Source organism: Peribacillus sp. SRI_006 (genome assembly GCF_057586375.1).
Genome location: NZ_JBYCZT010000023.1, coordinates 16,096 through 39,544, shown reverse-complemented (window position 1 = coordinate 39,544; position 23,449 = coordinate 16,096). Strand labels below are relative to the sequence as shown.

18 protein-coding genes are annotated in these 23,449 nt (G+C 40.0%); 1 reads left to right on the top strand and 17 read right to left on the bottom strand.

Annotation, left to right across the window (positions count from 1 at the left end; translation table 11 throughout):
* Positions 1 to 6: 6 nt before the first annotated feature.
* From AC2YHV_RS25195 to AC2YHV_RS25130, 14 genes are all read right to left on the bottom strand, one after another.
* The gene (locus tag AC2YHV_RS25195) at positions 7 to 492 is read right to left on the bottom strand and encodes a peptidoglycan-binding domain-containing protein (RefSeq protein WP_057277169.1); all 486 of its coding nucleotides are present in this window, start codon (positions 490 to 492) and stop codon (positions 7 to 9) included.
* 367 nt (positions 493 to 859) lie between these two features.
* Complete coding sequence (locus AC2YHV_RS25190) at positions 860 to 2,035, bottom strand: amidohydrolase (protein ID WP_487374417.1); 1,176 nt, start codon at positions 2,033 to 2,035, stop codon at positions 860 to 862.
* A gap of 2 nt (positions 2,036 to 2,037) precedes the next feature.
* Complete coding sequence (locus AC2YHV_RS25185) at positions 2,038 to 3,264, bottom strand: allantoate amidohydrolase (protein ID WP_487374416.1); 1,227 nt, start codon at positions 3,262 to 3,264, stop codon at positions 2,038 to 2,040.
* A 17-nt stretch (positions 3,265 to 3,281) separates the two neighbouring features.
* The gene (locus tag AC2YHV_RS25180; RefSeq protein WP_487374415.1) at positions 3,282 to 4,469 is read right to left on the bottom strand and encodes a hypothetical protein; all 1,188 of its coding nucleotides are present in this window, start codon (positions 4,467 to 4,469) and stop codon (positions 3,282 to 3,284) included.
* 364 nt (positions 4,470 to 4,833) lie between these two features.
* Positions 4,834 to 5,448: a HutD/Ves family protein gene (locus AC2YHV_RS25175; RefSeq protein ID WP_487374414.1), complete on the bottom strand. Its 615-nt coding sequence runs from the start codon at positions 5,446 to 5,448 to the stop codon at positions 4,834 to 4,836.
* Between the two features lie 335 nt (positions 5,449 to 5,783).
* A complete protein-coding gene (gene gltS, locus AC2YHV_RS25170) occupies positions 5,784 to 6,977 on the bottom strand; it encodes a sodium/glutamate symporter (RefSeq protein ID WP_487374413.1) in 1,194 nt (397 codons plus the stop codon).
* Between the two features lie 5 nt (positions 6,978 to 6,982).
* Entirely contained in the window at positions 6,983 to 7,927 is a 945-nt protein-coding gene (hutG, locus tag AC2YHV_RS25165) for a formimidoylglutamase (protein ID WP_487374412.1), read from the bottom strand.
* A 363-nt stretch (positions 7,928 to 8,290) separates the two neighbouring features.
* Entirely contained in the window at positions 8,291 to 9,646 is a 1,356-nt protein-coding gene (locus tag AC2YHV_RS25160) for a sigma-54-dependent transcriptional regulator (protein WP_063576625.1), read from the bottom strand.
* A gap of 19 nt (positions 9,647 to 9,665) precedes the next feature.
* Positions 9,666 to 11,639 carry a transporter substrate-binding domain-containing protein gene (locus AC2YHV_RS25155; protein WP_487374411.1) on the bottom strand — a complete coding sequence of 658 codons (1,974 nt, stop codon included), beginning with the start codon at positions 11,637 to 11,639 and terminating at the stop codon, positions 9,666 to 9,668.
* 495 nt (positions 11,640 to 12,134) lie between these two features.
* The gene (gene menC / locus AC2YHV_RS25150) at positions 12,135 to 13,244 is read right to left on the bottom strand and encodes an o-succinylbenzoate synthase (RefSeq protein WP_487374410.1); all 1,110 of its coding nucleotides are present in this window, start codon (positions 13,242 to 13,244) and stop codon (positions 12,135 to 12,137) included.
* A gap of 111 nt (positions 13,245 to 13,355) precedes the next feature.
* Positions 13,356 to 14,186, bottom strand: a complete 831-nt coding sequence (locus tag AC2YHV_RS25145) for a GNAT family N-acetyltransferase (protein ID WP_487374409.1) — start codon at positions 14,184 to 14,186, stop codon at positions 13,356 to 13,358.
* A 143-nt stretch (positions 14,187 to 14,329) separates the two neighbouring features.
* On the bottom strand, positions 14,330 to 15,814 hold the full coding sequence (locus tag AC2YHV_RS25140) for an amino acid permease (RefSeq protein WP_487374408.1): 1,485 nt from the start codon (positions 15,812 to 15,814) through the stop codon (positions 14,330 to 14,332).
* Positions 15,815 to 15,850: 36 nt separating this feature from the next.
* On the bottom strand, positions 15,851 to 16,981 hold the full coding sequence (locus tag AC2YHV_RS25135) for an amidohydrolase (RefSeq protein WP_487374407.1): 1,131 nt from the start codon (positions 16,979 to 16,981) through the stop codon (positions 15,851 to 15,853).
* Positions 16,982 to 17,027: 46 nt separating this feature from the next.
* Entirely contained in the window at positions 17,028 to 17,885 is an 858-nt protein-coding gene (locus AC2YHV_RS25130; protein WP_487374406.1) for a MurR/RpiR family transcriptional regulator, read from the bottom strand.
* 1,914 nt (positions 17,886 to 19,799) lie between these two features.
* Here AC2YHV_RS25130 and AC2YHV_RS25125 point away from each other — a divergent pair.
* A complete protein-coding gene (locus AC2YHV_RS25125; RefSeq protein WP_063576633.1) occupies positions 19,800 to 20,216 on the top strand; it encodes a PaaI family thioesterase in 417 nt (138 codons plus the stop codon).
* A gap of 153 nt (positions 20,217 to 20,369) precedes the next feature.
* Here AC2YHV_RS25125 and AC2YHV_RS25120 read toward each other — a convergent pair whose 3' ends face one another.
* From AC2YHV_RS25120 to AC2YHV_RS25110, 3 genes are all read right to left on the bottom strand, one after another.
* The gene (locus AC2YHV_RS25120; RefSeq protein WP_063576634.1) at positions 20,370 to 20,945 is read right to left on the bottom strand and encodes a hypothetical protein; all 576 of its coding nucleotides are present in this window, start codon (positions 20,943 to 20,945) and stop codon (positions 20,370 to 20,372) included.
* 561 nt (positions 20,946 to 21,506) lie between these two features.
* The gene (gene rbsK, locus AC2YHV_RS25115; RefSeq protein ID WP_487374405.1) at positions 21,507 to 22,421 is read right to left on the bottom strand and encodes a ribokinase; all 915 of its coding nucleotides are present in this window, start codon (positions 22,419 to 22,421) and stop codon (positions 21,507 to 21,509) included.
* A gap of 13 nt (positions 22,422 to 22,434) precedes the next feature.
* Positions 22,435 to 23,448, bottom strand: a complete 1,014-nt coding sequence (locus tag AC2YHV_RS25110; RefSeq protein WP_487374404.1) for an aldose 1-epimerase family protein — start codon at positions 23,446 to 23,448, stop codon at positions 22,435 to 22,437.
* Position 23,449 lies beyond the last annotated feature (1 nt).

Here is a 23,449-nt window from a genome sequence, read left to right as displayed (position 1 = left end):
TATATCTTAATTTGCATACAATCGGTATTGGTCGCTTAATGTATCTCCATTACCATAAATATAGGCTTTAGAGCCCGATGTATAGGAAGGATTGTCGTACTTCCATTTAATTCTGAGTCCCATGTATCCGCCTGCTCCATATGTTTCATTGCCATTCTTCTTAATATATTGCGAGAAGCTATCCCACGTCCGGGGGCCAACCACACCATCCACTTTCAAGTTGTTTTCTTTTTGATATTTCTTTACTCCCGCTTCGGTTTTTGGTCCAAAGATACCATCAACGTCAACCACTGCAGAATCTGTATAAAAACCCATGACATTCAGGATATACTGCATATTTCTGACCTCCACCCCATGAGTATCCTTCCGCAAAATGGAATTCTTATCCCAGCTTTCGGGGTGGTGAAAACCTCCAGCAGATGCTGAAGCGGTGGAAAAAGATACCCCAAGGGCCATTGCCAATACTACTAAACTAGTAAATAATTTCTTCATAGCTCCATCTCCCTCTTTTTTTGTACATCCGAACTACCTTACAATTTCCCTTCAGATTTTATTTTTCCCTTCCGACCGATGTCCTGTTTTGTCCTTGCTAAACAAACAGTGTCCCAGAAAGATCGAATAAGTAGGATAAATTCGTAACTGGGACTAACGGTTGTTACGCATGAAAGATTTTATAATGAACTCAGTCAAAAAAATTGAGGAATTTCTATTTACACATTATCCTTCTCTTTTCCTCTAATTTCCCTTGATATTCATAAGGGGAAGTTTAACCATTTACGCCGGAAGGCCGCCAATTGGCGGCCTTCTGACATTGAAAGACTTTTTGTAATTACCCAAGTTCCTTCTTCTTTTCAGTCCGTTATTCGTTCAAATACGCCCATGCATATTGGGCATAAAGTTCTGAACCGGTAGCAAGCGCATCCTCGTCGATGTTGAATTTCCCGTGATGATGCGCCCATTCCGTATCTTTTTCAGGGTTTCCAGATCCAACTAAAGCGAAGCTTCCGGGTACTTCATCTAAATAGAAGCTAAAGTCTTCTCCCCCCATTGTTGGCTTTTCATTATATATTGCGTCTTCGCCAAACGCTTGTGAGGCCACCTTTTGCACTAATTTGGCACTATATTCATCATTAATGACAGCTTGCGTGCCACGGTAGTAATCAACCTTTGCGGTCGCACCGTAAATGTTCGCAACATTTTCAGCATAAATCTGGAGCTGCTTTTCAATATGGTCACGTGTTTTAGAATCAAAACAACGGACAGTCCCTTCAATGACGGCATTTTCTGCAATGACATTAAAACGTGTGCCAACGACCATTTTTCCAACTGTCAAAACAGCGGGATTTTGGGGGTCGACCGTTCTTGATACGACGGACTGTACATTCATGACGAATGAAGAGGCGACAATGGTTGCATCGATACAGTCCTGCGGCATTGCACCATGTCCCCCTCTTCCTTTAAAGGTTACGGTAAAGATATCTGCTGAAGCGAATGAAGGTCCTTGAGTGCAAGCGACTTTGTTTGTTGGCATTTGCGACCAAATATGTATGCCAAAAACATTATCAACCCCTTCAACGGCCCCCTGTTTAACCATTTCCCTTGCACCTGTTGCCACTTCTTCGGCAGGTTGAAATATTAAGCGCACATTCCCAGGTAATTCTTCTTTTATTTCGTTTAGTGCCTTCGCTGCAATTAATAGCATGGATGTGTGTGCATCATGACCACATGCATGCATTTTCCCTTCTTCCTTTGAAGCATACGGCAAGTCTTTACTTAGTTCTTCTACAGAAAGGGCGTCCATATCTGCTCTTAATGCGACGGTCTTTCCAGCCTTACCGCCTTTAATTTCTCCAATGACACCTGTTGGTTCTGCTTTTCGATAAGTAATTCCTAATTTTTCAAGGTAGTCACAAACAAAGGCAGTTGTATTTTCTTCTTCCCATGATAACTCAGGTTCGCTATGAAGTTTTCTGCGTATTTCTGTTAATTCATCACTATAATTTTGAATCGCTTCTTTTATCGTTTGATTAATCATTCTTATTCCACCTCCGTTAAACATTTAGCCACTTCGTAAAAGATTTCCACTCCATTTGCCAAATGACGTGCATCAGACCATTCCTCTGGACAATGACTTAGTCCTGCTTTACTTGGAACAAAAAGCATGCCAACATCAGTCACATCGGAAAAAACCATCGCATCATGACCTGCACCACTATCAATGGAACAGTATGGAATTTCCAAATCAGAACTTTTATCTTTTAATAAATCCTTAATCTCATTACTCAATATCTTTGGCGGCATATACAACAGCTGTTCCGCCGTTGAATGGATCCCCTGTACCTGATAGGATTCGATTAATTCTTTCATCCGCCTGATGACATTGTTAATATGTTCTTCCTTGCTTGATCGAATATCTACCGAAAATACCACCTTATTCGGTATGACGTTTGCTCCATTTGGTAAAACATCTAGTCGCCCTGTCGTTATAACCGTTCCTTCTCCTTCCTCAATTGCAAAGCTCGGTAATTGAGAAATAATTTGAGCGGCAGCAACCAATGCGTCCGTACGGCGATCCATTGGGGTTGTGCCTGCATGTCCTGCCTTTCCTTCAATGGTTACTTCAAATTGGGTTAAACCAACAATAGCTTCTACAACTCCAATGGGGATATTCTTCTCTTCAAGGATTGGACCTTGTTCTATATGCAATTCGAGAAACGCTTTAATGCTATTGGGATTTCTTCTTTTCGGAAGAGTGAAATCCAGTCCAATTTTTGACATCGCTTCAATTGTGGTGATACCATCTTTATCCTTTAAATTTTTAAAACTTTCCTCACTAAGCGTTCCCACTATTCCTCTCGACCCCATTAGCCCTCCGCCAAAACGAGCTCCTTCTTCTTCAATCAGTGCAACGATTTCCAATGGGTATTTAGGTGTTAATTGATTTTCTGCAAATAGGGCAGCCACTTCCAGTGCGACAATTACACCGGCTGGTCCGTCATACGCACCGCCATTTGGTACTGAATCAAAATGTGAACCTAACAGAACGCTCGGTGCATCTTTTAAAGTACCATCAAGCTTTCCAAAAATATTTCCAAATCCATCTTCCTTTACTGTCAGGCCGTATTCCATCATTTTATTTTTTATATAATTACGTGTAAGTAAGTCTTCCTTGCTATACGTAAGCCGGGTAGTCCCTTCTCCGGGTGTTGATGTAAATTCGCTCAAATCATTTATTTGCTTTTCTATACGTTCGCTAAGACTCACTTAGAATCCCTCCTATTTTACAAGAATTGTACGAATATTCCTGCCAAAATAACCGATACGATTGTTACCGATATAAATCCGCCAACAAGCATCGGCGGCAGCATATGGCTTAGCAATGCTTCTTTTTCATTTTCATCTTTTGTTAATGAATTGACGACTTCATTGGTGATAATGTAATCAGCTGGAAATCCGTATAATGCTGTTAAAGATACAGCAAAGGCCATTTCTTTGCTGACTTTTAACAATTTCCCTGCTATGAATGAGAATATATACATACCTATCACAGCTAAGATAATGCAAACAATAAGTGGGTAAAGAATCTCCATCATCATACTTGGTGTTGCATTTTTCAATCCATCAAAGACGAAAAGCATAAGGGCCATGATGGCAAATCCAAATCCATTTGCTTTTTGCAGTGTCTGTCTTTCCAAGAAACCGATACTTTTTCCGATAACCCCGAATAGTAAGCAAAGAACAAATGCATTTATAGATATAATCGGCTCTAATCCACTCGAAACAAGGTAAGCAAGTAAAGCAACAACTGCAAGTCTTAAAAATTTGAAATACTCCGTATTATATTTTTCAGGAAGTTTCTTAAACAGCCTAAGTTCCGTCATGCCTTCTGCAGCGGCTGCAGTTTCATCCTTTTTTACCGTTAACTTTCCATTGCGATATTGCCCCAAAAGCTTCTTCCCTTCTTTCTTCAAGACAATTGACGTTAAAGGATATCCGGCGAAGCCTTGCATGACATAAATAACAATGGCAAAAACGGACAAGCTCGTAAGTCCTGCATCTGCCGCTCCTTCTGACATGATTATTGAAGAAACCATACCTCCCACTAATGGTGGAACCGCTACAAGGACAGTTTGCAGATCAAAAATAAAGATGCCAATTCCGAATAATAGGGCAACAATGCCAAGAATACCAGATAAGGAGATGACAATCGTCTTCCATTGATTCACCAATTCCCTTATTGAAAGCAATGTCCCCATATTCGTGATCAATAAGTACATCATCATGGTTGCCACTACCGGTGGAACACCTGCTATTGAAACGATGTCTTGCGGGAAGAATGTCCAATAACCACATAGAAATAGGATCGCCGAAATGAAAACGGAAGGTACCCAGGCTTTTGTTCGAACCGCCACTATGTCTCCTACAAATAAAATCAGAATTACGATAACCAAAGCCAACATCTGTGACATATGAGTTCCCTCACCTTCTTATTTAATAGTTTGAATATTCTTATAAAATAATAACACTGAATCATTTGAATTAAAAGATAATTTCATATTTTCAGGTAATTATACACAGATAATAGGAAATGTAAGTGTTTTAATTTCAATTTCACACACCAAACATTCTCAAATAATCAAGGGATTGGATATATCAAAATAATTTTAATCTTAAAATAGACACTTTATCTCCTTTAAATATCAAAAAGAATAAGCCGTCTATTGACGGCTCAGACTGTAGACAAACTCGATGAAAATCGAGTAAGTAAATTGCGGCGCAATGAACTCGAATTTATATAGGAGAAGGATGCTTTGGGACCCCAGAATTTCTCTATCAATAAAAAATACTTACCTTAATAATTGTTGCAGTAGAGTCGTCATCTTGATTTGATAACTTTATATTTAAATTGTTGGAGGTATGATCTCTGTTTAAGGTTATTAAGTCACCTTGCTCTAAAACAATTGTCTCTTTTTCATCAATATTCATTCTACTCCTTCCTTTAAAACAATAGAAGACGTCGGTTCTTTTCGAAGAGTCCCGATTATCCAGCACTTCCGCATGGATTCCATCATTCATATGAATCGTGCTGATGTCACCTTCACATCCTTCCGCTAACATCAAATTAAAGTCAGTGACCTTTCCAACACTGCGGGTTGTCCAGCCTCCATCAAACCGATCCTGTTCAAATGGGCTTAAATGCATACTGGGCTTTCCCTGATGTTGCAGCGACATTTCACCATCAAGGATCATGATGATTCTCTGAATGCCTGGAAGGTGAGTAAATAAGGATTCGTCCACCTCGACTTCTGCTGTGCTTATCCGCCATTTGAAATCACGTTTCGAGTAATCAGCTTCTTCAGGATAAATGGCTAGTTGAGTTGTTTTACCACCTGACCAAAGACTGGTTATTTGTTCACTTTTCCTTATTAGTTTTAGTGAAAATGACAACGAATTTCTCCCCTTTAATTATTACATTTTTTCAGTACAATCTAGGCTAGGATGGATAATTAACAGAGATGCATAAGAGAGCTTAATTCTACTGACCTCTGATCATCGCAGCAGCATTCTTACTAAATCAGGCTGTAAAACGCTACGATACATACATGTAGATGATGCGAAATTGATAGGGTTCCGGTGCATTAATAATGCATACAGAAAAACCATCGTGAATTACCTACTATATGGGCAATTTCAGAATAAAAAAATCAATACCGAATGTTTTGGCATTCCCAAAAACATTCGGTAACACTATATTTTTTGATTCCTTATTTAATAACAAATTATCATTTAAAAAGATTAATACTTATAATGATGATTGGCATGGCAAATACATCAATAAGAAATGCACCGACTATCGGAACGATTAAATATGCTTTACTTGAAGGTCCATATTTCGCAGTGATTGTTGACATATTTGCCATAGCATTCGGTGTAGCCCCAATACCATGTCCGATGAAACCACCAACCATAACTGCCGCATCGTAGTTTTTGCCAAGAAAACGAAACATGATGAATATACTTAAAAGGATAATGAAAATTACTTGTATAACCACAATTAAAATAATTGGTAAAGCAAGGTCAGCAACTTCCCATAATTTTATACTCATTAATGCCATAGATAAGAAAATACCTAAAGTGATATCTCCAATAAAATTAATACTAGGCATTTCGATAATTTTCCCGTTTATTTTATCTAAAATATTCCGAACTATTACAGCCACTATCATTGCTCCAACATAGTTCGGTAAAACATAACCTGTCTTTGAGGAAAATAACTCTCCTAGATATGAACCTAAAGCCATACAAAATGTCAGTATTAACACTTGTTTCATAAATGAAGCTACATTTAATTCTATTTTGTCTTCCATTTCTTTCTTTTCTTGAATTTCAATATCCTCTTTACTTGGTGTTAATTTGTGTTTATTAATTAAATACTTTACAGTGGGACCTCCAACTAATCCACCAAACACTAATCCTAATGTAGCTGCTGCTATTCCAATTGCTTGGGCAGATTGAATGCCCAGCGATTCAATCGTACCGCCAAATGCTGTAGCTGCACCTATGCCGCCTTCCATGGAAATTGCTCCTGCCATCATGCCAATCAATGGATCAATCCCAAAAACGGGTGCTAAAGAAATTCCGATTAAATTTTGAGCAAATGCCAGAAACCCGCATAACAACCAATATATTAATAATAATTTACCGCCGACTTTCACTAATTGGAAACTGGCACCCAATCCAACGGACGTAAAAAATGTTAACATGAATAATCCCTGGAGTGTCGTATCCAATGAAATGGTTATGTTTAAAAAGGTTTTAAGACTTGTAGCGACGATTGCAAAAAGTAATCCCCCCACAACGGGTGCAGGGATACAAAAGTGTCTAAATAATTTGACATTCTTAACGATAATCCCGCCTAGTGCTAAAAGCAGTATCGCTAAAAAAATAGTGATCGTTTGATTAATCTCGATGTTCATATTGCTTATCTCCTCTCCACACACATGAATACTTCATTTATTAGGTTTGCAGCTAGTTTTACAGTCCGATTATCACAATCTAATGATGGATTCACTTCACAGATATCAAATGAAATAGTTTTCGTATGTGAAGTAATCTTACGAATTAATTGTCTAACCATTTTTCCTGAAAGACCAAATGAGGAAGGGGCACTCACACCCGGTGCTTCAGAAGCGTTTATAACATCCATACAAAGTGTTAATATAATATAATCATGTTGATTTATAAAATTCAGAATTTTATTTTCGTTTTCTTCAGAATTTCCATCTACTAATTCTTCTTCCAATATCCAAGAGCAACCAAGTGTAGTTGCAGTGTCAAATAATTTTTTAGTATTTCCATAACGTTGAATGCCAATTGGCAAATAACTAGCTTGATGATCATTATCTAATATTTGTTTAAACATCGTTCCAGAAGAAGTTATTTCTTCATAAGAGCGTAAATCAAAATGAGCATCAATGTTAAGAATGCCTATTTTGGCATTGGGTCCAACACTCGACCTAATTCCTAGATAATGACCATAAAAGGTTTCATGTCCGCCCCCCAAAATAACAGGAAACATATTTTTAGATAATATTTTCTCTACGTGGCTTCCCAATTCAGCTTGAGCTGCTTCTAACTGTTGATTTTCACAAATGATATTTCCGAAATCAACTAGGCTATCTGCTAATTGGCCGTGCCAAGATAGAGATGATAAGGATTTACGTATTTCATTGGGAGCTTCTTTGCTTCCAAGTCTTCCTTTATTCCTGCGTACGCCTTCTTCACAAGAGAACCCTATTATTCCACATGTATTATTTGATGATGTTGTTTGATTATCTTTAACTATTTGATGAATTCTAAATTCATCTTTATCTATTAGACTATCTGTTCTGCCTTTCCATAAATCCATATTTGGTAACGCATACATTTATTTTTCCTCCCCATAAATAAAAATACTTCATATTTGCAATCGCCAATAAATTTCGGGATGTACTGTTATAAAAGCTCTGGTTCAATGGCTTGTCCTTTTGTTTTCGTTAAATTTGGATAGGCCATTGACTTATCCTGCCTGAGGCATTTTGCACATCCCCGCTTTCGCCGCACTGTAACTTCCAGTCCAGCTCTGTAGACCATTATGTTGTATATCTATGTTCCCTCCATTCTGCTTAATGGTTTTACTACAATTTTATTAAGCAAGTTTCATGCCAGGTCCATTTCCATAAAAACAGTGGAAAATTCAGATATATTCAAAATAAAAAGTAGGCGAAAATTGCCGCTCGGCAATTTCCGCCTACTTTTCTTCCCGATATTTCTTCAACTTGTCCCGCAATGTCCTCTCCCCGATGCCAATTGTTTGCGCTGTCTTCCTTTGATGACCGTTAAATGCGGCAAGGTTATGAAGAATCACTCTTTTTTCGATTTCTTCAAGCGGTTCGCCGACATATACGGGGATTAGGGTATTGCCGAAAAATGGGCGCGAGCTTTTTTGGATGTCGGAAGGTAAATCGGCTTTCTGTATGTAAGAATCATTCGTAAGCGCTATTGCTCTTTCAATCACGTTCTGCAGTTCACGAATATTTCCTGGAAAGTCATATTGCTGTAAAAGCTGCAGCGCTTCATGAGAAATTCCTTCTACAGGTTTTCCCATTCGATCACCGATTTTTGCAATGAAAAATTCCAACAGCAAAGGAATATCCTCTTTTCGTTCACGTAAAGCCGGAAGGTGAATCGGAATCACATTTAATCTGTAATATAAATCTTCACGAAATCGATTCTCTTTTACTTCTTTAACCAAGTCTCTGTTTGTCGCTGCAATGATCCGGACATCGATGCTGACTTCTTCTATCCCGCCAACGGGCATTACCCTTCTCTCTTGTAGAACGCGCAATATTTTCCCCTGCAGTGCCAAATCCATCTCACCGATTTCGTCAAGAAAGATTGTACCTCCTTCCGCCAAAACAAAAAGTCCATATTTTCGCTGTGTCGCCCCTGTAAATGCGCCCTTTTCGTATCCAAATAATTCTGATTCCAACAGGTGAGTCGGAATGGCGGCACAATTAATAGCCTGAAACTTTTTGTTTCTGCGCTTGCTTTGATTATGGATGGTTCTGGCGACGACTTCTTTACCGGTCCCACTTTCCCCTTCTATGAGAATGTTGGAATCGATATCCTTCACTTTTTCGATGAGGGAGAATATTTTGCGCATGGCCAAGCTTTCACCGATGAGGCCGTTCACACCTGCCACCTTATCCAATTCTTCACTCAGCCATTTTACTTTGGACTGAAGGGTGTACACTTCTTCTGCTTTTTGCATCAGCACTTCCAATTCATCAATATGAAGCGGCTTTGTCGCATATGAAAACGCCCCCTTACGCATTGCTTCCACGGAAGAAGGAATGGTTCCGTAGGCCGTCATCATAATGACAACAGTCGAGGGGGAGAGGCGTTTGATTTCTTCTAACACTTCCATCCCATTATATCCCCCGATTTTTAAATCCAGCAAAACGATGGCGATTTCTGCCCTTTCGAAAAGCGGAAGCGCTTCACGTGGGTCTGTAAACGAATAAACGTGATACTGGTCTTCCAATGCAAACGTAAGTGACTGACATATGGTTGGCTCATCATCAATAATCATGATATCGTGCATCGTTTTCACCCTTTCTGTATTAACGCTGTAAACAAATGGTCACTACTGTTCCCTTTCCTACTTCACTTCTTGTCTCGATAATGCCATCGTTTTCTTTGACAAGCTGATACGTAATAGAAAGCCCTAGCCCGACCCCATTGGGTTTCCTGGTGTAAAACGGTTCAAAGATCTTATCAATGTCTTCTTCCGAAATCCCAATTCCTTCATCCTCGATTTCAACGACAGTGAACACATCCCGATAGTATGCCCGAAAAATAAGTGTTCCCCCTGTATTGGACGCCTGTATGGCATTGAGAATGACGTTCACCAGTACTTGTTTGATTTGCTGTGTATCTGCAGTTGCCTGAATGTCTCCAGCGAACTCTCGAACAATGCTCAGGTTTTTTTCTTTGATTTTCGGCTTTAGCAATAGCTCAATCCCTGCCATGGCCTCATTCAGCGAAAATGTGACAGGCTCTGATTTTTTAGGGCGGGCATAATCGAGCAAATCGTTAATCAATGTATTAAGTCGGGTAATTTCACTAGTGACCTGTTCGGAAAAGAACGTTCGGAAATCTGCGCTTGCAAATTTTTTCGGCAGCAATTGCGTATAGGTAAGGATGGATGTTAACGGATTTCTTATTTCATGAGCGATACCCGCCACGAGTTGACCCAATGAACGCAATCGGTCATCCTGAGCCACTTTTCTCTCCAGTTGTTTTTGTTCCGTACTATCGAAAAAATTCAACACCGCACCTACACTTTCTCCCCCAATAGTCTGAATTGGATACATGCTGTAAGTTATATGCCTTTTTTTGCCCGCATAATGAGACCATACCGTTTCCTTTTGCAAGAAAACTCTCTTTTTCTCTAATGCAGCCTTAATCTCCTTTTCCGGGATGAAACGGGCAGTTGGCAGATCCTGAAAACGTTTTCCAACAACATTACCGTCCACCCCCAAATATTCAATGGCCCTAACATTAATCATCGATACAAGACCTTGCTGATTCAGTGTAATAAGCGAACTGTAGGCACTGTTTAATACTTGCTGCTGAAAGTTGATGTTTTCCTCAAGAAGGAGCATCTTCTCTTCCAAGTCTTTATTCACGTGCTCAATTTGCTCGGTTCGCTTAGCCACTTCTCGTTTAAGGCTGAGATTCCACCATAAGATGAGAGAAATCACAATGAAGGTAAGAATAAGACCAATTTCCAAATACAACATCGTTTTACGGAGCCGTTGAGTATTTGGCAGGATATATTCACCGAACCACTTTTTCTCTATCTTTTCATACGTTCCATCTTTCTTGATTTGAGAAATGGCCTGATTGAATAGTGTCAGCAACTCTTTGTTTTTCGGCATAACGGCTACAGCATAATTTGTGGTGTCAAGTGGCTCACCGACAATCTTAATGAGTGATTGCTGCTCATTTTTCTGTAGAAAATATTGACCCGTAATCCGATTTCCAATGAAAGCATCCACTTTACCGTCGATAAGCGACTGAACGGCTTCTTGTTGATTATTAGTTTCCACCAATTTCAAACGATCGACTTTACTTAATAGACCGCTTGCAACATCTCCTTTTTGTACAGCTACTTTCCGGCCTTTAAGATCTTCGATTTTTCGGATATACATATTATCTTTCAACACAAAAATCCCTTGTGAACTTGTGAAATACGGAGCTGAAAAATCATAAAACTCTTCACGTTCTTGATTGTACTTCATGCCTTGAATCGCATCCACTTTTCCAGAGCGCATAGCTTGTACTGCCTCGTTCCATGGCATGGGATAGTATTCGAACCTAATGCCAGTCTCGATAGAAATAGCGTTCATTATATCCACATTAAAACCGGTATAAACACCCGAATCGCTCAAGTATTCAAAAGGTGGAAAGTTATTATCCCCTGCAACCCGTATCACTTTTTGGGCTTCCGAATGGGCTGCTGAAGGAAAGAAACAGCAAAAAAAGAAAAGGTAGACGGTTAATACGGCACAGATAGTATGTAAATTTCGCATCGCCTCACCCCTTTTTTCTATACATGCAGTTTTGTATCATAAATGTGGATATATACAATGTACAAAGACTCTATTATGATAACTTTTTAAAGGATATAAGAAAAGCTAATCTGCATTTCATAACACCATACATGGCAGATAGTCGAATTACAATATATTTTGAATGGAAAATGGATAAAGGCTCTTTCCGTAAAGAATATTGTTTTTAAAACGAAACTATTTTAGGTTGATTGGAGCGGAAGTGCGAGACTCCTGCGGGAGCAGCGGGACAGGTGAGACCCCACAGGCGTTTACGCCGAGGAGGCTCACCGCCCGCCCCGCGGAAAGCGAGCACCTGGAGGGGAAATCAACCACACTGCACTACTTCGTAAATAGCAACAAAGTATGCGAAAACAGCCTAAATAAAAAAGGCACGCTCCCTTTTTCGGGAATCATGCCTAGGAAATAGATGTTGCAGGAAGTAACTACCCTAGCCGTTTCTAGCTACATTCTCACTTAAAGATAGGTTTGACTGTGTATAGTATACTTTTTGATTTTTTCCATGCTTGGTTCATAGCCGATTCCAGGCAATTCCGGAACACGGATCATTCCGTTTTCCACTGTAACTTCAGGGTCAGTGATATCCTCTGCCCAATAGAGGGAGGAAGCTGCGGTATCACCGGGAAGAGTGAAGTTCGGCAGTGAAGTGATTGCAATATTATGAGCTCTTCCAATGCCTGATTCCAGCATACCTCCACACCATAGCGGAATGCCATGTTCTAGGCATAAATCATGGATTTTCTTAGATTCAGTCAAACCTCCGACACGGCCAATCTTGATATTAATAATTTTACAGCTGCCCAATTTAATAGCCTTCCTGGCATCCTCTAATGAGTGTATGCTTTCATCCAGGCAAATAGGTGTTTTTAACCTTGACTGTAAATCTGCATGGTCAATGATATCATTATAGGCAAGCGGCTGCTCAATCATCATTAAATTAAAATCATCCAAGGCGGATAACCGGTCTATATCTTTTAAGGTATAAGCTGAATTTGCATCGGCCATGAGCGGGATTTCAGGATATACTTTTCGTACCTTGTCTATTAATTCAACATCCCAGCCCGGTTTGATTTTTAGTTTAAAACGTTTATAGCCTTCACCGAGACGAGCTTCAATTATATCCAGGGTCGAATCGATCGAATCCTTTATTCCAATGCTTACCCCCACTTCAATTTTCTTTTTTATTCCACCTAACACATTTGAAAGAGAAGCACCTTGCTTTTTAGCATACAAATCCCAAACGGCACCCTCTAAAGCTGCTTTTGCCATATAATTTCCGCGAATATGGGTGAAATATTTTTCGGAAATTTCATCAGGATGCTTGATTTCATTTTTTAGGATTATTGGAATTAGATAGTCTTCTAGAATATGCCAGTTTGTTTTTAAGGTCTCTTCATTATACAGGGGGTCGAGCATCGCAACCGATTCAGCCCAACCGGAAATGCCATCATCGCTTATGGCTTCGACAAGGATAAAATCCCTATCGTATTCCGTCCCAAAGCTAGTTGTAAAAGGTTCAAGCAAGTCTAGCTTAAGATGCCTTAGAATAACTTGTTTAATTTTCACTTAGAAATTCTCCTTCTGTGATAAAACTGTTAATGGACACAGTCTTACAAATTTTTTATTAATAGGCTTACACAGCCTGAAATTACTAAACATTATATATACTCTTCTAGTTCATTTCCTTGATAGCATATAAAACTGAACGGGAATTTCCGTCATGGAATTCTTCATAAAACCTGTTACCTGCCATCCTTGCTGAAATAATCCGGTAAATATGTCCCTGGTTTTCATCCGCCACTCATTGGCCGCTTGAATATTTGTGACTCTTATTGTTCGGAAGTCCTTTGGAAGGGCAACAAAAGCTGTTTCACATTCTTGTTCAGGCAGCGGGCGAGTGAACGATGGAACTGGCAATCCCTTTTCAATGGTATCCCATTGAATAAGCGAGTTTTCCATCACAAAATCCAGCGGCATTCCCCCTCCGCTAGAATCCGTTTTCTCCTTTTTACCAATATGCCATTCGACAAGAAAGCGGTCAGAAGGAATTCCGCTGTTTAAAAGATCTTCCATTTCACCATAGCAGTTTGCGATATATGTGGAGCATACCCCGCCGAGCTTGGCTATATTTAAATACCCATTAACACTTTCCAAAGGATCGTATGTCCAGGTAATAAGGGAATAGCCGAGCTTTAGCGCTTCCTCACGTTGTGCTAACTTTAACTTCTCGCCTATACCTTTGTTGCGAAATTGCTCATCAATTCCTAGTATATGTGAACAAAGATAGGCTGATTGCCCATTGAATCCCGGAAAACTGTATTGAAATCCAATCAGCTTTCCTTCCCAATAAGCTCCTATAACCAAACCGCCATTTTTCACGGCTGTTAAGGTTTGGTGTGCGGGGATTGAGTCGGTTTCTCCCCAAATGTTGGACTCTAGCTTCCTTACGTCCTCCAGCTCTTCAATTCGATGAAGAGAACGAATTACAATTTCCTGTGATTTCGTCATGGTCAACCTCCTATGAAAAGCACAAGCACCTTGATCGGCCCAACATAAGATGGACAAGTAAGTTCCACAGCTGACGGCTTATCTTGCAAGGCGCTGGAGCTATCTTTTAAATACTTTATGTTTACGAAATACTCTCTTATTTGTTATTCCGCTTTACTGAAATCGGCCTCTTGCAATGGAGTCATTTTTGTTCTCTTTAAGATTTTATAACCTAGAAAAGCCAGGAAAAATAAAGGAAGTCCGATATAGGAAATTAAAATTCCATACCAATCAATCTCAGGGCCGAAAAATGCAGAGTAATTTTGTCCCAGGATTGCCGTAACACATAAAAGTGTGGCTAATATCGGACCGAATGGATACCATTTTGATACATAAGGCAAATCTTTCAAATCTCTACCTTGTGCAATATATGCCTTCCGGAAACGATAATGTGTAATCGAGATTCCTAACCAGGATAAAAAACCGGATAATCCTGCAGCATTCAATAACCAAGTATAAATCGTGCCTTCACCGAAAAGAGAGGTCAGGAAAGCTGCCATCCCAACGATGGTAGAAAAGTACACAGCGTTCACTGGAATGCCGCCTGAATTCACTTTTTTTAGAAACGAAGGGGCTTTGCCTTCTTTCGCCAGCACCCAAAGCACGCGAGAAGCTCCGTACATGGCCGAATTGCCTGCAGAAAGAACGGAAGTAAGAATGACCACATTCATAAGGGAGGCAGCGATGGCAAGCCCAGCGTTTTGAAAAACTAGAGTGAAGGGACTTACCGCAATATCTTCAATATCCGAGCTTAGCAAACGCGGATCATTATAGCTTATTAAAAATCCAATCACAATTATCGCCAATACATAAAACAAGAGGAGTCTCCAGAAGATTTGCTTAATGGCCTTTGGTATATTTTTTCTTGGGTTTTCACTCTCGCCGGCCGCAATTCCTACTAACTCGGTACCTTGAAAGGCAAATCCTACCACCATAAAGACACTTATAATAGATAAAAAGCCTCCTTTAAACGGTGCCTCCCCTTTGGTGATATTTTCAAAACCTACGGCATCCCCTCCCATGATTCCTACAATCATTAATAAACCTACTGCAATAAAAATGATAATCGTCAAAACCTTTATAATAGCAAACCAGAATTCTGATTCTCCATATCCTTTTACCGATAAAATATTAAGGCCAAATATGACTGCAAGAAATAATGCGCTCCAAATGATGCCCGGAACAGAAGGAAGCCAATAGTTCATTATCAGGGAGGAAGCTGCTAATTCCAGTGCGACTACGATTGCATTGTTATACCAATAGTTCCACCCAATCGCAAATCCCAATGCAGGATCAACAAACCTTGATGTATAGGTACTAAAAGAGCCTGTAATAGGAATAAGGGCAGCCATTTCGGCTAAGCTTGTCATCAGAAAGTAAACCATGATCCCGGCAATAATATAGGCAGCCACAGCTCCTCCAGGACCCGCAGTATGAATAATGGAACCGCTCGCTAAAAATAGCCCCGTTCCAATGGTGCCGCCGATTGCAATCATCGAAAGATGCCTTGGTTTGAGTTTTCGCTCCAGTTGTTTTTCATCAGCAGCTGTATGGTCCCCGGTTTGTGATGTTTGTGCGGTATTTTCCATAAAACACCCCTTCGTTAATTTTTTATGTGAAAAATTTTACTCTTCTGCCGCCATCATGACTGTGTTAATTAGTATTTTCGTTCCATAAATAAGTGCTTGTAAATTAAACTTCATATCCGGATGGTGCAGACCAGGCGTTAGATCGCAGCCTAACCCTATCATGGTTGCAGTTATATCAGGATTTTCGGCTGTATAAAAATGAAAATCCTCTCCTCCTTGAGAAACACAGACCGGAACGACATTTTCCATCCCAAGGATATCTGCAATTGTGGCGTCAGCCAGCTTTATCGCCTTTTCATTCAAGGTCGCAGCTGGGACAAATTCTTCCGCAGACCAGGAGATCGATGTTTCAGTTTGTTCCATTGTCTGTTCAAAAGCTTCCTTTGTTAAGCGATTTAGTTCATTCATTACATCATTTGACTGTGCTCTGGCATCAATAGCAAAGACAGCTGTTTCCGGGATAACGTTTGATGCTTTATTGTTTGTTTCAAATTGAGTCATTTTGATGGAATAAGGAATTTCGGTTTCCAGATTAATCTGCTGTAATTTTTGGACAAGCAAAGCTGCTGCTTCGATTACATTTATTCCATCTTTCGGACGGGATGCATGAGCCTGAAGGCCTTTGATTGTACCCCTTATTGTTTCGGCTGAGCCATGGACAATGACGGGGGAAGCCTTCATATAAGGAACCTCCGTACTGGGTCTTACATGTACCCCGAATAAATATGTAACATTCTCCAACGCGCCATCATTGATCATTTGAAGAGCGCCTTCCCCTTTTTCTTCTGCAGGCTGAAATATAAATCGGAGAGTGTGTTTAGGCCGGATTCCGCTGGAGGCAATGGCCAATGCTGTATATAAAACCATTGTGCTATGTGCGTCATGTCCACATGAATGATTGGCCTTTACAACTCCATCTATTTCCTGAACAAGTGCATCCATATCAGCCCTTAATGCCACAACCTTTTTTGAAATGCCTGGAATCTCGGCAATGATTCCATAATGGCTCTGAAATGTTTTTACGGTGATGCCCGCTTCCCTAAGACATTTTAAAATATAGCAAGACGTTCTTTCTTCCTGCCAGCTTGGCTCAGCCAAAGAATGCAAGTCATGGTAGGACTTCATCAATGTTTCTTGATGCTGATCAATATATTGAATCGGGTCCATAATGATGCCCCTCCTCCTTTACATGAATTTTAACTTTATTAAAAACTCATTCATTAAACACCTCATAACTTGAATATAGCCTTTCTAATTTTTGCTGATGGGTATATATCCGTTTTGCGTCTTTTTGATGGATGCCTGCAATGACCAGGTCCAACAAGCTAATAACGGAAGCGATTGAATTGGTTCCGGTTTCTGCGTTTTCTTCAGTTGTCAGAGAAATATCAGAGATGCGTCCAACTGGTGACAGAAGGCGGTCTGTAACTGAAATTAAACAAACTCCTTGTTCTTTGGCACACTCAGCAACTTTTAATGTTTCGTTTGCATATCTTGGAAAGGAAAAAACAACTAATGCAGACTTATTTGTGAGATTACAAAACTTTTCATAGAAGTCTCCTGTAGGTGAACATAAACTTACATTTTCCCTTAATGAACTTAGCGTATAGGAGAACCAATAGGCGGCAGCATGGGAAACCCGATGTCCTGCAATCAATATTTGGTCAGCCTGGATCAGAACTTCGACTGCTTTCCATATATCCTGAACGTTCGTATGATCTAATAGATGTCTTAAAATATGAACTTCGTTTTCTATCACTTTTGTAAATGGATCCTGCTTGTCATCAATGTGGAGAATGGAATCAGTATTCGATAAGTCTATTTGATTTTGGTGCAGCAGCTGTTTTTGAATCCTCGACTGCATTTTACTAAACCCTTCAAATCCCAATGAATACGAAAACCGAATGACCGTTGTTTCACTAACCTCCGCTTCCCTACCAATTTGAAATGCCGTTTTAAAGGCGGCTTCATCCAAATTTTCAATCAGATAAGCGGCAACTTTTTTTTGACCTGCCGATAGATGGTCAAATTTGTCTTTTACTAATAATTTAAATGGAAGATGTTCCACCATATCACTCCTTTCTGATGAATCAAATACTTCTTTTTAAAATTATGACGAAGGAAATACTTCTTTATTTTATACACTATCACAATTTAATTAGAAAAAGAAGAAGTTTTTGATTTTTTCGACAATTATTAACTTCAAACTTCCCTACAGTTTTTTATAAAATAATATTCCCGTTGATTTCAGAAATCCGCTCCCTTTCCGCCGACTGCCTGCCGAGCCCCCTCGACGCAAGTGTCTGTGGGATCTAGGCTAGCCAGTTTTTCGACAGGAGTATCGTAAATTTCTTCAATCCATTAAGAATTATAGTAAAAAAACAAACTAGGAGGATTAACTAGTCTCAAACATAATTCGGTGTGAGATCAGCCTGCAGTTTTTTCTAGAAAACATTCCAGCTGATTCCAGAAATCCGCTCCCTTTCCGCCGACTGTCTGCCAAGCCTCCTCGGCACGAGCGCCTGTGGGGTCTCGGCTAGCCAGTATTTCGGCAGGAGTGTCGCAATTTTCTTCCATCCAATTAGGATTATAGGTGAAAAAACTTAAAGGATAAACTGGTCTCAAACATAATTCGGTGTGAGATCAGCCTACAGTTTGTTCTAGAAATCATTACAGCTGATTTCAGAAATCCGCTCCCTTTCCGCGACTGCCTGCCAAGCCTCCTCGACGCAAGCGCTTGTGGGATCTAGGCTAGCCAGTTTTTCGATAGGAGTATCGTAAATTTCTTCAATCCATTAAGGAGTACAGGAAAAAATATGAAATATAAACAGGTCTTAAACATGGTTCGTGATGAGACCAGCCTACAGTTTTTTCTTTTAAAACACAAAGTTGATTGGAACGGAAGGTACGAGACTCCTGCGGGGAAAGCGTGGCATGGGAGACCCCGCAGGCGCGCCGAGGATGCTCCCGCCCGCACGCGGAAAGCGAGTGCCTGAAGTGGAAATCAACGTTCCCATTTTATAAACCCCCAAAAAAAAGACTGTCGGCAAACAAAAATCATCTAGTTTGTAGACAAAAGGATTCTATCTAAATAAAACAAAGTTGATTGGAACGAAAGGTACGAGACTCCTGCGGGAAAAGCGTGGCATGGGAGACCCCGCAGGCGAGCCGAGGGGGCTCCCGCCCGCACGCGGAAAGCGAGTGCCTGAAGTGGAAATCAACGTTCCCATTTTAAAAAACCCACAAAAAAAGACTGTCGGCAAACAAAAATTTTCTAGTTTGTAGACAAAAGGATTCTATCTAAATAAAACAAAGTTGATTGGAGCGGGTGTACGAGACTCCTACGGGAAAAACGTGTCTAGAGGAGACCCCGCGGGCGGAAGCCGAGTTAGGCTCCCCAGACTGCCCGCGGAAAGTGAGTGCCTGGGGTGGAAATCAAGTCCACCACCAAATTACACTTCTTGGTTCAGGGTGTGACCATTCCGAGCTACTTTTTATACAAAAGGGTTTCACATCTGAATTTTTAATAAAAGTTGATTGGAACGGAGGGTACGAGACTCCTGCGGGAAAAACGTGTCTAGGGGAGACCCCGCAGGCGGAAGCCGAGGAGGCTCACCAGACCGCCTGCGGAAAGCGAGTGCCTGGAGTGGAAATCTAATCCACCACCAAATTACATTTCTCGATTCGGGGTGTGACCATTCCGAGCTACTTTTTATACAAAAGGGTTCATCTGAATTTTTAATAAAAGGTGATTGAAACGAAAGGTACGAGACTCCTGCGGGAAAAACGTGTCCAAGGGAGACCCCGCAGGCGGAAGCCGAGGAGGCTCCCCAGACCGCCCGCGGAAAGCGAGTGCCTGGAGTGGAAATCTAATCCACCACTTCGGGTCTCTAATTACTTTATTTGTAAAATCAATAACTTCATTGACACTAAGATATATGTTAGAATATTCTGTAGTTTCAACTTATTCAAGGGGGGCATTTTAATGGGGGAACCATCTAAAGGAAACGAGCTTTTACAAGTTATTACAGAGGGGAAACAACCTCCGAATTGTGATCTAACGTTACAGATTGAAGCAAATTATGCCCAGGAAGGAATTGCGAGAGGTGTATGGAAAGTAGATGAAAAATTTATTAACGGAATTGGTGTAGCAATGGGTGGATTTGTCACTTCTGCCGCAGATATTATGATGGCTTATGCGATATCATCTAAATTAAGCATCGGACAATCCTTCGCATCCATTGATTTACATACTACCTTTCATCGACCAGTAAGATTAGGAGACGTACAAGTTGAAGCAAAAGTAGACCGAATCGGAAAAAAAACAGCTTATGTACTTGCAGATTTATTTCAAAATGATAAAAAAGTGGCTAGCGTTGTGTCATCAGTTATGATCCTTTAAACCATAAAAAAAGCATGTTGCACAAAAAATCCCTTCGTAACATGCTTCTTTCATTTAGACCATTCGATAAAATCAAGAGAGCACAAGATTCACCGCTTCGCCTAATCACCTCATGGTAAATCAATTTTATATTTTCTTTGGATAGACACCTCATCAAACAAGCCATCGCAGCACGGGGCTTTTGAGATCCATGGTGAATAGACCGTAATCAATGACGACCATTTCATCATTCTCGTTATATCCGACATTATCTAAACGCAAATCTATTGGGATAATACCGTGCCTCAGGAATTTTAATTCCAACTTGATCAGTTTCGTATATTCCTTGATTGCAAACGGCACTTTCGTGTCCACCTTCTTCATGATTATCCAGCCCGTCCCATACTCCTTAACTGGACATAAATACTTTTTGACTTCCTCATTACAGTTATTGTATATATAGGCTTCATTTGCATTGCTTATTAGTCCTACTTGTGACAATGCAATTTTTAAAATATAGCCATTATTTAAATCATAGACAACCCGGTTAAAACCATGCCCGATTATTTTATACTTGAACTTGAGCGTTTTTCTGGCGGTAGATACTAATTGTCCAGCGGTTATATATATTTGGAATATCCCTATTTGAGATATCCAGGACTCAATGGCTTTTATCTCTTGCATGGACAGCATTGCACTTTTATTTGGCTGATGTAACCTTTCCTTACCATTGTTAATTGGCCACAACATTCCCTAAACGTCTCCTTTTTTTAAAATTTGTTACTAGAGAGATGGGTTTCCAGTGAGCTGTTACAATAAATACTTAGAAGATACGATAATAAGTAAAAGATTGTGTTTTGAACATTTTCTGAAAACAAACCACTATTACACATTTATCATCCATAAAAAAGTATCTAAGCAGTTTCTTACGAATCTCTCTTCGTAACAAGATATGATATTTATGAAAAATGGCTTGTACAATTACTGAGAAATTAACATACAACAAGAATGCCCTGGTATCCCAATGTATCCAACTCTTCCCATCCGTTGATTCACCTTCCTATACCTTAAGAAAGAGCAGCTGAACTATAGTAAAGTCCGTTTTCCTTTAACAAAAGATATGAAAAGACAGATGACAAATAGTTTGCCATCTGTCCAGCTATACTTTACTAATTTTTTTAAAAGTGCGTATGAAGATCAACTAAAAAACTTAACCATCCTCTTTATACTTCAATCCTAAAGCTGTGAGTTCACACAAGGGTTATGTTCGGCTTACAAAAGCGCATTTTTGATCACATACATTAATTTATCTCACTTATTCAAAAACTCTTCTAATTCTTCAGAAGTTGGATAAGAAGACTGTGTACCACGTTTAGTGACACTTAAAGCAGCATATGCTGTAGCCATTTTTATAGCATGAAGTACTTCGCCATTTTTTACAAAGAAATGTGCAAAGCATCCTATAAATGCATCTCCAGCTCCAGTAGTATCATTCGCAGTTACTTTATGTGACTCGACAGTTTGAGTTTTTTCCTTTGTTACCCACATGACGCCCTTGCTTCCCATTGTCACAATGACATTTTTTACTCCTTTTTTAATTAAGCCGGACGCTGCTTCTCTAATTTGGGCCTCAGAGGCCACAGGCATTCCTGTTAAAATCTCCAATTCGCTCTCATTCGGAATAAAAAAGTCACTTTTGCACACATAATCAAAATCAAGTTCTTTTGATGCCGGTGCAGGATTCAAAATGACCGGAATGCCATGCTCATAACCAAATTCAATTGCACGGTAAACGGTTGGAAGCGGGATTTCCAGCTGAAGGACAATTAACGAGGCTGCCTTAAGTTTATCAGTTGCTCGCTCCACGTCTGCCGGCTTCAGGTGTTGGTTTGCTCCCTTAATAATCAGGATGCGATTTTTTGATTCTTGATCGACAAAAATCGGTGCAACACCGCTTGATATGCCGCTGACTTTATTGGTAAACTCAGTATCTATTCCGTGGCTTTCGAGGTTTTGAATGGTGTTATCGGCAAAGAGATCATCGCCAACCTTTGTTACCAACATAACTTTTGAGCCCATTTTGGCAGCTGCCACTGCCTGATTTGCTCCTTTCCCCCCACATCCAATCTTAAAGTCAGGCGCCTCAAGTGTTTCTCCTTCTTTCGGCATCTTATCAATGTATGAGATCAAATCAACCATGTTAGATCCAATTACTGCTATATCCATTTCCTTTTCCCCCTTATTTCTTCCCGGTTATAATCGTGAAAGACCTCTCTTCCCCTACTCCGAGCTTAATCAATGTTCCAGCTTTTTCTGCAGCGTTGAAGCCTTCTGGACGGCATGTTGCAGGCAGCACGAATGATGCAACTTGCTGATCTGCATTATGTAATACCCACCTTGTGGCATAATTCAATTCCGCTGTTGAAAAACTTGTAAAGAAAGTAACTCCATCGGGAGAAGCCATTTCAAACTCAACTTCTTCCTGATATAAATTCAGCTCATCCCCAAAAAATACGATCTCTGGATCATACATTTCCGGATTGTTTAATACTGTGAGCGATTCTTCGCCATTTAGCAGCTTCTTATTATAAACCAACCATTTTTCTGTCGGCTTTACATGGCCTGGAATCGATTCTCTAAGCTTGAAAACACCGTCTGGAATGTTCTGCTTCATAACGGCATTTTCTAAATATGAATAGTTGGTGTGGCACATATACTGAAGTGGCATTTCTGCACCAGATAAATTTTTTACATTCATGCTCATTTTAATAAAACCTTTTTCTTTGAACATTTCAACACTCGGAGTGGCAAGATAATGGTGACCGAACCCTTTGACATACTCTGTCTGACCAATTACTTTTATACCAATATCCGTTACTTCAATCCAAGCTCTATCCATCTCGGCACATGGCATTTCTCCATGCATTTCATGGTCATCATTCGATCCCGGGCAGCCATTGCTGATTAATCCCGAATGAAAGGCAAAACATCCATATGTATCTACGATCCTCTCAACCTTTTTAGGCTGAGAGAACATGCTCTTCATTTTAAGATCTACACCGTCAAATTCCAAATCCCAAATCATCTGACCCATATATGGGAGGACAACCATTCTTCCTCGTGAATTTGTTAGCTCAATCGCTTCAATACCTGATGGATAGCGGAATAAGTTTACACCGAATTCATTGTTGGTAAAAAAGACTGTTTTGTTCTCCTTAAAATAGTCCCGTTGCAGTTCAATTGTTCCCATCATG

Excerpts from the sequence above, each read along its gene's own strand:
- AC2YHV_RS25195 (WP_057277169.1), bottom strand. The coding sequence starts at position 492 with ATGAAGAAATTATTTACTAGTTTAGTAGTATTGGCAATGGCCCTTGGG.
- AC2YHV_RS25190 (WP_487374417.1), bottom strand. The coding sequence starts at position 2,035 with ATGATTAATCAAACGATAAAAGAAGCGATTCAAAATTATAGTGATGAA.
- AC2YHV_RS25180 (WP_487374415.1), bottom strand. The coding sequence starts at position 4,469 with ATGTCACAGATGTTGGCTTTGGTTATCGTAATTCTGATTTTATTTGTA.
- gltS (WP_487374413.1), bottom strand. The coding sequence starts at position 6,977 with ATGAACATCGAGATTAATCAAACGATCACTATTTTTTTAGCGATACTG.
- hutG (WP_487374412.1), bottom strand. The coding sequence starts at position 7,927 with ATGTATGCGTTACCAAATATGGATTTATGGAAAGGCAGAACAGATAGT.
- AC2YHV_RS25160 (WP_063576625.1), bottom strand. The coding sequence starts at position 9,646 with ATGCACGATATCATGATTATTGATGATGAGCCAACCATATGTCAGTCA.
- AC2YHV_RS25155 (WP_487374411.1), bottom strand. The coding sequence starts at position 11,639 with ATGCGAAATTTACATACTATCTGTGCCGTATTAACCGTCTACCTTTTC.
- AC2YHV_RS25145 (WP_487374409.1), bottom strand. The coding sequence starts at position 14,186 with ATGACGAAATCACAGGAAATTGTAATTCGTTCTCTTCATCGAATTGAA.
- AC2YHV_RS25140 (WP_487374408.1), bottom strand. The coding sequence starts at position 15,814 with ATGGAAAATACCGCACAAACATCACAAACCGGGGACCATACAGCTGCT.
- AC2YHV_RS25135 (WP_487374407.1), bottom strand. The coding sequence starts at position 16,981 with ATGGACCCGATTCAATATATTGATCAGCATCAAGAAACATTGATGAAG.
- AC2YHV_RS25130 (WP_487374406.1), bottom strand. The coding sequence starts at position 17,885 with ATGGTGGAACATCTTCCATTTAAATTATTAGTAAAAGACAAATTTGAC.
- AC2YHV_RS25125 (WP_063576633.1), top strand. The coding sequence starts at position 19,800 with ATGGGGGAACCATCTAAAGGAAACGAGCTTTTACAAGTTATTACAGAG.
- AC2YHV_RS25120 (WP_063576634.1), bottom strand. The coding sequence starts at position 20,945 with ATGTTGTGGCCAATTAACAATGGTAAGGAAAGGTTACATCAGCCAAAT.
- rbsK (WP_487374405.1), bottom strand. The coding sequence starts at position 22,421 with ATGGATATAGCAGTAATTGGATCTAACATGGTTGATTTGATCTCATAC.
- AC2YHV_RS25110 (WP_487374404.1), bottom strand. The coding sequence starts at position 23,448 with ATGATGGGAACAATTGAACTGCAACGGGACTATTTTAAGGAGAACAAA.